Genomic DNA, 10295 nt, shown 5'->3' with positions numbered 1-10295 from the left:
TCGGATAAACATCAACGTTTTAATAATGGCCTTGTCGCCGCTATTTAACAATGTTTTTGAAGGAAGGAGTGCCGTCATAAAAGTGTTTTTTAATAGTAAAAAAATTCAAAAACATACTCTAAAGACAATCATACAAGCCATTACCCCTATTCTGAATTGATCAAATCTCAAATTTAACTTTCAGATTTTATTTCTTTCAGAACAAGAGTGGTATTATAAATTACAGTAAAAAAGTGTTAAAAAAACTTTTTAACACAACTGACAGGCGAAAGTACAAAATAATATCATTCATTCAACAAATTTAGGCAAAACAATACATGTGTAGCTTATTTAAGCGAGGTAATTATTTTAATGACCTGAAACAAACGCTGTTGGATTACTTCATAGCAACATTTAATTATTCGTGATAAACTTAATTCAATGCCAATAATTTTAATTAAGGGATGTACATAATCAATACAGTTACTCAGAAGTCAATTAAAATGATTAGATTCAACTGATTTAAAGGCATTTAATGAACCGCCTGAATCACATACCAGATTTTGTGTAAATAAAAATATAATTTTGAATCATCTTTAAAAATATTCTTATAAATTTGGTAAACTTGAAACTGATGTATCATTACTGCCATCAAAATAAGCCTTGCTTAATAATGAAATGCATAAACAGCCCTGTTTCATTGTCATTCATGTACAGGTTATATGCCTGTATATCATTTATAATGATAGAATGACCATCAACAAATAATATACACATTATGCAACCATTTTAACGTTATGGCTGAATTTTATATTCCATTGGTTGTATGCATTACAGTCTTTAAATAATCAAAATTCCCCTTTATGACTTTTTCTCATTTCAGAAAACACATTTCATGGTATCTGATGGCCATATCAGCCATACTGGCTACCACTGGTTATGTGTTGTATTATACCATCAATGGAATTGCCTTTGACTTTTCCGATTTGGCATATGCTGTTATTCAGCTTTTTTTGCTGGAATCGAACCTTGATTTTAAGCCTATCAATCTTCCGCTTAACATTGCCCGGTTTTTGGCTCCGGCTTCGCTGGCTACAGCCGTGATTCAGGGAATGCTGAACCTTTTTTCCGATAAAATCAGATTAAACCGAATAAAATCCTATAAAGAACACATTATAATATATGGTGATTCGGTCAACAACCTGAGATTGGCCAAAGACCCTCAGGTTTCCGCTAAAAGGTATGTACTGGTTAATGCCGGATTATCTGATGAAAATGAAGATGATGATGATTCATACAGAATGCTCCATATGAATGTAGAGCAGCTGAATCGTCAGGCATTGAAAAAAATAGGGTTTTATGCTTCACGTTACTTTATTGTTTCATGTGAAAGTGATACCCGGTCTCTTATGGTTGCCCGCGAACTGGCCCTTAACATTGAAGCAGAAGAACTGGTAAAACCCATTGACGTCATTCTGGTTTTTAACAATCCGGAATGGGCCGAATATGGCTACGAACTTGGCATTACCGAACAGGTTAAAAGTGAATTATCAAATCACAAATACTTAAAATTCCGCTATTTAAATTACAAGGACACTGCCATCCGCAGAATTATGCATTTACATGCGCCGGATATTTACAGCCCGGTTATATCTGTGGCAGAAGCCCAAAAAAGCATTTGTATCATTGGCTATAATAAAATAACCGAAAGGCTATTGATGAATCTGGCACTGAACAGCCATTACATCAATCACCAAAAACTGAAAGTATATCTGTTTGCTGATAATCAGGACGGGTTTGATGATTTTGCAGTAAAATACCAACTTACATTCACGCTTGATATTGATACACTGAAAGCAAACGAAATAAATGAGTTTTCAGGAAATGCTGCGGCCGTTTACATTACAGAAGAAAAAGACAGCAAGATTTTATTTGCTTTTTCAGTATTACGCAGAAACCGTGCAATTCAGAAAATTCCCAGGATATTCATTTCAGATACCGACCAAACAGCAGCTTCTCTTATAAGGGATGAAAACACATGTTTTATCAATCTTGCTGACGAGGCAAGCGTTTTCTCAAATCTGATAGATGAATCGATTGATAAACTTGCACAAACCATTCATGGAGACTATCTGCTGAATTTGCAACAAATCAACCCCGATATTCCCACGCACCGTCCGTGGGATATTTTACCGGATGAAATACGCAACCGTAACCGGCAGCAAGCCGACCATATGTGGATTAAGCTACGTTCGCTGGGATGTATTGCTGTGCCTCTTGATAATGCCGGAAATGCATATGAACTTCAACATGATGAAAGGCTCGAAGCATTAAGCAAAGCCGAACATAACAGATGGTGTGCTTATTTATACTGTAACGGTTGGAAATTGGGTGAAAAACGCGACGATGCACATAAAATACACACCGATCTGGTTCCTTACGAAGACTTATCAGAACCTATAAAACAGTATGACAGGAATGCCATCCTCAACATGCCGCACCTGTTACATCAGACAGGATATAAAATTGTTAAAAAGACTACTCCATAATAGTTGGCTCCGTCGGTTTGTAACTACTGATGCTTGAACCAGGTGTGTTAAATAAACGGAATAAACACACCCTGCAAGGTCAACATCAGAATTTTTGAACACTTCGTTCTGACATTTCTTTTCAACAACAAAACACAGGAATTAAACATATTAATCAGCCATGACGAATTACAAGCAACGCAATGTCCGCATTTTCATTTCATCCACATTCAGCGATATGATGGATGAAAGGGAGCATTTGATGAAAATTATTTTTCCGGAGCTCAGGCGCAGATGCAAAGCCAGGTTTGTTGAACTTACGGAAGTAGATTTAAGGTGGGGAATTCCCGAAGAGGTGTCGAAAGAAGGGCGCGTCATTGAAATCTGCCTGAATGAAATTGACAAAAGCCGTCCTTATTTTATCGGGATTTTGGGGAACCGATATGGTTGGGTCCCTTCTGTGGAAGAATATCAAAAACAAAAGCTGGTTCTGGAGCAATACCCATGGGCCAAAGAAGACATAGAACAGGGACTTAGCATTACCGAAATGGAGATACAGTATGGTGTTTTACGCAACCGCCATATGGATGGGAATGCATTCTTTTATTTCAAAGAAGGGGCTGATGACATTCAACAGGATGAAACTTCTGCAAGAAAGCTCAGCGCACTGAAAGAAAAAATAAAACAGGACGGAACATATCCGTTCAGAAACTATGCTGACATTGAAACTCTTGGAAATTATATTCTTGAGGATTTATGGCATCAGATTTCCATCGATTTTCCGGAAGAAGAAATCCCTGATGAGCACGAAAGGGAAAAACTGAATCATCTTGGATTTATGGCGAGTCATACCGGTTTTTTTGTAGACTACGACCATAAAATTGAGGAATTACAAACACTGCTTTCTGAAAAAACCGGTGTTGCCATATTTGCGGCCAAAGGCTTAGGTAAATCGGCGTTGCTGTCAAATTTTGCAGCCGGATCAATAGATAATACTGATACTGTTTTTTATGCCTGCGGGGTAAGCATACCAAGCACAAATCCTGAAAAAATGGCTGCGTTTATAGCTCAGGAATTAAAAAGCCGGTTTGAAATTCCGTATCAGATTCCGGCAAAGGTTGAAAGCCCGCGCGATTTAATCAGTGCTTTTTTCAATGCTGTACCCAAAGAAAAAACGGTTCTTATTGCCATTGACGGGGTTGACCAGCTCATTTCTGATAACAACAACCAACGTTTACAATGGATACCTGACAGCATTCCGTCAAATGTCAGGCTTATGATTACAACTTCATCTGAATCACACAGAGAGATACTGACCAGAAAAGGCTATCCGATAGTTATGTTGAAGCCAGCTTCATCGCAAGCCATCCGAACCATGGTCATCAACTATCTGAGCCATTATTCAAAACAACTTCCCGAAAAGCTGCTTCAAAAAATCACCGGCTTCGCTTTAGCAGGCAAACCACTGATTTTATTCACCTTATTGCATGAACTCCGCATTTTCGGCATTCACGAAGAGTTGGAAGCTCATATTTCAACATATATCAGCAATGAAACCACGAGCGATTTCTTTTCCACTTATCTGCAGAGGCTTGAAAATGATTACCATTCAGAGGAATATAAACTGAAACACATACTCACATCCATCGCTTTGGCCAAAAATGGATTAACTGAATCAGAACTTATTTCCATATTAAGAATTTCAAAACTCAGATGGTCGCAAATTTACAACGTGCTTGATTTTCATCTGATTAATAAAAACGGCAAATTGAGTTTTGTCAATCCTCAACTGAAAGAAGCCATTGAATCCCGCTACTTTCCCGGCAAAACTGAGCTTAACTTTTATTTGCAACCGGTAGTCTCTTATTTTTTCGACAAATTTAACCGGCTCACCGTCAGTAACAATGACGAAGAACTACCGCGAATCATGGAAGAGTTGCCCGCACTGGCAGTTAAATCGGGTGATACAGCCATGTTAAGAAAAGTTATTGGCCACTTGCCCTCACTGCTTGAGCTTTTCAGGAAACAAAATGAAGAATTGCCCGGATATCTGAGCATACTAAAACCTCATTATAAATTATCTGAAATTTTCAACGAATCAGTTGAAGCATACATCAACAGCCCGGCATCGGCTGAGCAAAAAACAGAGGCCTGTTTCATTGCCGGACACCTGATTGCGGCACATGACACACCCTCAGAAGCGATACCGCTGCTTCAACGTGTACTTGAACTTTTTAACGAAACGCGCATTAAAAGTGCTTATTTGTTTGAAGCCCTCAAGGAATTGGCCATCATCTACAGTCAGTTGGGCAGTTTTGAAGCATCAGCATATATCTTGGAACACCTCCTCCCCTACCAGTACGATGAAAATATCGCAGATATTCTTGACTTGCTTTCGCAACAGTACAGGCACAGCGGTAATCATCAGATAGCTGAAATCCTGCTGAAAGATACCATTGAATTTCTGACCGACAGGTTTGGACATAAAAGTCTGCGGGTAGCCATTCAGTACAATAATCTCGGACGGCTTTATGACATTGGCAAGCAAGTTGAACTTGCAGAGCAAAACTATACGATTGCCGGAGAAATCATCAATGAACTTTTAGGCCCTGAACATTCACTTTATCAGCAAATACGCTCCAACACAGGTATTTTACTGATGAATCATCAACGGTTGGATGAAGCCCTTGAAGTTTTTGAATCTGTTTTAAAAATCAGGCATAGGCTATATGGAGATATGCACCGGCTTACCTTAAAAACAATGAACAGCAAAGGCGTGTGCCTCTCACTTATGGGCCGGCTGAACGATGCACTTGAAGTATTGAGCCTAACATTTGAAGGACAAAAACAGCTGTTAGGTGAATCGCACAACGACACCCTGATAACCCTCTCAAATATTGCAGATATTTATCAGAAAGGTGGCGAAGCAGAAGAAGCTGAACGACTTTACCGCGAAGTGCTGCAACGCAACATTAACCAGTACGGAGAGGTGCATGAGCAAACAATCAACAGTGCAGCCGGATTGGCCGGATTGCTTGCCAGTGAAGGAAAAACTGCTGAAGCCATTGAGATGTATGAATTCCTGAACCGTATCCAGCAATCATTTTACGGAAATGGACATCCATGGGTCAGATACAGCGCCTTTAAACTGGCTTCACTCAGAATGGAAGCCAACAAATTTGACAAAGAGGACATATACACCCTGATTGACTGGAAGATGAATCTTGCTGCAAACAGCAAAGAAAAAAACGATACCGACGCTGCCGAAGAAAACTACCTGGAAGTCTATCAGCTCATTCATAAACATCTGGATGGAAATCATCCGGCAATATTTGAAGTTTTGGATAACCTGGCCGGAATTTATCACCGCTTGATGGAATTTGAAAAAGCAGCCTTTTACTGCCGTGAACTTTCAGGAATTGCAACAACCCTTAACGATGCCAGTCATCCTGCCATTTTAGAGTTTAAAATTCTTGAAGCTTTTAACCTCTACAAATATGGAATGCGGTCAGAATCCTTCGGAATACTAGCTGAAATGGCCGATTTTCATGAAAAACTAATGAATTTTCCCAAAGAATACATTACCAAAATGTATCGCGAAATGCTTGGCTACTTCAATGCATTAAGAGAACGGATTGACAAATACAATGCAGAAGAACAAAAGTTTATAGAATTGCATGGTGAAACCAACAAGCTGATAGAGGAAGCTGTAGCGTACTATAAACAGGAAAACTACACCGCAGCCCTGAGCCTTTTGGATAAAGCTATAATGTTGTCAAACAGGATGAACGCCGACTATGCAGAGCCTTTTACAAGAGCATTCAACTACAAAGCCACCATTCTGGAACAAACCGAAGACTATGAAAATGCGCTGAAAACGGTGCACGACGGACTATCTCACCTGACCATGTGGAACAGCGAACTTGACCCCCGCACATTCTTCTTTTACAAAAGCGGAGGAGAAATTCTGATGAACCTGAAAGATCATAAGAAAGCATTTGACTACCTGAGAATGGCAAAAAAAGTCAACCAAAGGGATGAAGATTTCCCCAATTCAAATACACTGGATCTAAACACTGCGGTAATAGCCTGGTTTCTGGATACCGAGCAGTTTGAAGATGCCCTGCAATTAATTGTGGAAAGCATCCCTCTTTCTGAAAAACTTAACGGAACCAACCACCAGATGACTGAATGGCTGGTGAACATGAGAAATGAAATGATTAGTCAAAATTAAACAGAAACAGTCATGGAAAACATAAACGACAACGATTTTACACTACTTGAACATACTTTCTCCAACCTTGAAAAACTGATGCCTCAGGTTACTCAGGCAGACAAGGAAAAGGTTGAAAAAATCTGCCAGATGGTGAAGGATAGGTTTAACGTTGATTATTGCCGAAAAGTGTACAACATCATCCACGCTGAATATAAAATTCTCCCCAACCGCAACCGCGAAATGCTCGAATCGAGAATCGGAATCCATTTTAACGGACAGGTTACATCAGATGAAGCCTCCCGGATTCTGAATATTATTCTGTTTAATCTCGAAGAAGTTTCAGAAGAAACTGATTTTCTGGCAAAGCAGATTCAGGCCAGCATGGGTATGGGCCAAAATGCTTCAGCTGATGATGAAGTTGAAAATCCCGAAGGGAAGTTTGGCTTTACCGAAACCAACCCAATTCCGGTTAATGGTATTGATATGATAGATGATTATTTTAGTAAACTTCGCCTGATAACCGGCGAATTAATCAGTTACAGCAGAAAAGGCTCTGTTATTGCGCCTAATCTGCCGCATCCTGTTGACATGTACCATATTTTTAACTCAGAAAGCGATCATATTGCAACCTTATATATCTATGCTTATCATGGCAAAAAATCTGACAAAGCCCCCGAAGGTTTCAAATTGATCAAATAAACAAAGCGCAAATCTTTTAAAAACAACGGCAGAGGATTTTCACATACTGTCCTGACTTGATTTTTTGAAGTACACCTGTTCAAACTGTTTTAATTTTATTAAATCAGAAAAAATGCCGGTCGCTTACTCAAAGCGACCGGCATTTTTTTATGCGAAACCTGACAACATAACTCATATTTCATCCTGAAACGGTCAGCCACGGCTATTTTACCCGAATTATTGAAACAGCATCCAACATGGCCGTATTTATTTCACCATTCATATTCTGGTTTTGGGGCATCAGAAGTTCTATTGAAAACCGGTGTTTACCACCTGACAGTTGAAGTTTGATAAAATTGCTATCTCCCCAGTTTGACCATTCATCCTTGCCCCGCTGAGGCATAACTAATGTTCCGGCATTTTCACCATCAATGGCCAAAGTCCGTATGGCACATTTATTATCAGTGTTAACCGGGCCTGAACCATTTGAATACCTGCAATAAATAAGATATTCGCCAGCCTCAGGTATTTCAGCATCAAAGTCAAACAATTGATTGATGCGATTTGAAAGTTCAACAAATCCATTGCCCGAAAAGCCCTTGTACGGAAGTTCAGATGACATCGCAAAGTTTTCAGCTTCAATTAAAATTTTACGACTGCCCGCAACCCTTGAAACCGGTTTAGCAGCGAAGGATAAATTGCCGATTGAATCCATACAAGCCACAGTGTATTCAGTGTAAAAATCGCCTGGGGGAAGAATCACCCTTTTTTCAGCATTTTTTAGCCAGGTGTTACCATTTCTGTAAACAATATAGCTTTGGGCACCTTCAACAGCTTCAATTTCGAGGGTATCTCCCTCCACTTTGAATACCGGAGCTGGCAATGAATAATTCACAGCCAGCTGATTCACCTGATGAGTAATTACTTCGGCTTGCCCGAGCACAATTTCTATCATATGTTTTCCTGACAATGATGCACGAACAAAAGCCTTGTCTGATTTCACCCCATCCAGACAAAAGGATTTAACCTTACGGCCGTGGCCGGATATCACAATATCCAGAACAGCATTGCGATAGCAAAATCCGCTAAGTTCTTTTTTACCTGCCAGATTTTCGGGGATAAACGGGTTGAAATAAAGACCATCCGGCTGAAAATCCATGCCAAAATATACTTTATAAACCAGAGCCAGATTGGCAGCTACGCTCCATAACTGGCGATCGGAATTGATGGCTGTACCCTTATAATCGCCATTGGTTGCTACAAAGTTCTCTTTGTTGGTAAGAAACAAACCTGCCTGACGATAAATTGCAGCAATACTATGGAGCAACGACTCTTCGTTTCCGGCTTTGGCTGAAGCAAGCGCCCAGTATGCCTGTACAAAGGGCCAGACTGCATCGTTATGATAAGGCTTAATCATTGGAATTTGAGGATAAATACATGGAATGCCAAAATTTGTAACAGGTACAGATGAAGTCATTGCTATTGCTTTGTCAGGTTCGGCAATACCGGATAAAATGCAAAGAGCCTCACCAAGCGATTCGCTCCGGGGAGATTGCATTTTATAAAATCCTCCGTAAATGTATTGGGCATAATATCCTTTATCAGCCATCCACAGATTTTTATTTATCGCTTCAGATAATTGAATGGCAGCTTCTTTATATTTCAAATCCGGTTTTCCCAGAATATCGGCCATTTCAGCCAGAATTGAGCATGTTTGATAATGAATGACATTGGTACCGAGGTTAAATGATTGAAAAATATGAACAGGTTCCATCCATTTAGGATAGGTTTGCTCTCGCCAGTCGAGAAAAGATGACTCGCCAAAATAAAGACCAGACGCCTTATCAAAAGCAGTTATCCGATCGTCCTCCCATGAATTTTGAATGATTTCAAAACTCTCTTCAAGCCAGTTTCTGTCGCCGGTAACCTTATATATTTCCCAGGCAGCCACAGCCCAAACCATACGGTCAGTTGAAACCGGCCACGAGCCACCTGATCCGGTATCCTGAATAATGCGCTTATTTTTCACTTTGCGCATCAGGCTTATCCTTGCTGTTTCGGGTTTAAGCAAGGCCAGTGACAGTTGTATTGAATAACTAATATCGCGGGTCCACACCCCGTCCCACTCTTTGCCGGCCATAAATGCACCATCGGTACGAATATCCTTCAACATCTCTTCAAGTGACAGATTATACAAAGCATCTGCCAGCACCTGGGTTGATTTATACCGAGGGAACTCACTGACATCAGAAGTTAGTCTCCATTCTTTCAGCTCAGCTTCGTCAAGGTGAGGATTTAAAAGCAGGGTAGTTTCAAATATTCCATCTCCGTCGGGGTCTTTGAGTTCGTAAGCCGGAACAGTGTAAAGATTTTCAAAATCCCACGAAAGCGGAGCCGAACCTCCCGCAATGTAAACCCCTTTAAAATCATCCTTATAAAACCGCTGACCGTTGAACAGAGTATAAAAGCCCTCTTTTTCGAAGTCCCCCAACACCCGCCGCATGTCCAGTTTTATGGTCCATTTTGTATTCTCAGGCAATGAAACGGATGGATAAATAGTATCAACAAACCTTTGACCAAATACCAGAGGCCCGGTAGTGCAGCAACCATCAACCGGCTGGAGTGTTACCAGGTGGTCTGAGCCGGAAATCATCTCGTTATCGCGGCTATTGAGACTGAACTTAAATTGAACATCAGCACTATACCCTCTGTTTGCCGGACTTATATAATCTGAAACCATAAAAGTATCTGACAATGCCACGGCCTTGAAAGAGGCTTGTTCAACCCTGTTGTTAAAAATTGCAAAGCCGGGTGCCTGGTATATTTCAGGTTTTTGTGCAAATACGTTAATTGACAAAAGGCAGCATAAAACGAATAAACCCTTCTTTATCATA

At 40.1% G+C, this 10295-nt stretch carries 4 protein-coding genes; 3 read left to right on the top strand and 1 reads right to left on the bottom strand.

Annotation, left to right across the window (positions count from 1 at the left end; translation table 11 throughout):
- Positions 1–842: 842 nt before the first annotated feature.
- From H6541_04235 to H6541_04225, 3 genes are all read left to right on the top strand, one after another.
- Complete coding sequence (locus H6541_04235; protein ID MCB9014981.1) at positions 843–2528, top strand: hypothetical protein; 1686 nt, start codon at positions 843–845, stop codon at positions 2526–2528.
- Between the two features lie 160 nt (positions 2529–2688).
- The gene (locus tag H6541_04230) at positions 2689–6741 is read left to right on the top strand and encodes a tetratricopeptide repeat protein (GenBank protein ID MCB9014980.1); all 4053 of its coding nucleotides are present in this window, start codon (positions 2689–2691) and stop codon (positions 6739–6741) included.
- Between the two features lie 12 nt (positions 6742–6753).
- On the top strand, positions 6754–7422 hold the full coding sequence (locus H6541_04225; protein ID MCB9014979.1) for a hypothetical protein: 669 nt from the start codon (positions 6754–6756) through the stop codon (positions 7420–7422).
- A 202-nt stretch (positions 7423–7624) separates the two neighbouring features.
- Here the strand turns inward: H6541_04225 and H6541_04220 are convergent, their stop codons facing one another.
- The gene (locus tag H6541_04220; protein MCB9014978.1) at positions 7625–10294 is read right to left on the bottom strand and encodes a glycogen debranching protein; all 2670 of its coding nucleotides are present in this window, start codon (positions 10292–10294) and stop codon (positions 7625–7627) included.
- Position 10295: the final 1 nt, after the last annotated feature.

This window comes from Lentimicrobiaceae bacterium, from assembly GCA_020636745.1.
In the GTDB taxonomy this organism is placed as follows: domain Bacteria; phylum Bacteroidota; class Bacteroidia; order Bacteroidales; family Lentimicrobiaceae; genus Lentimicrobium.
The sequence above is the reverse complement of the archived record's forward strand: the minus strand, read 5'-3'. Positions and strand labels throughout refer to the sequence as shown.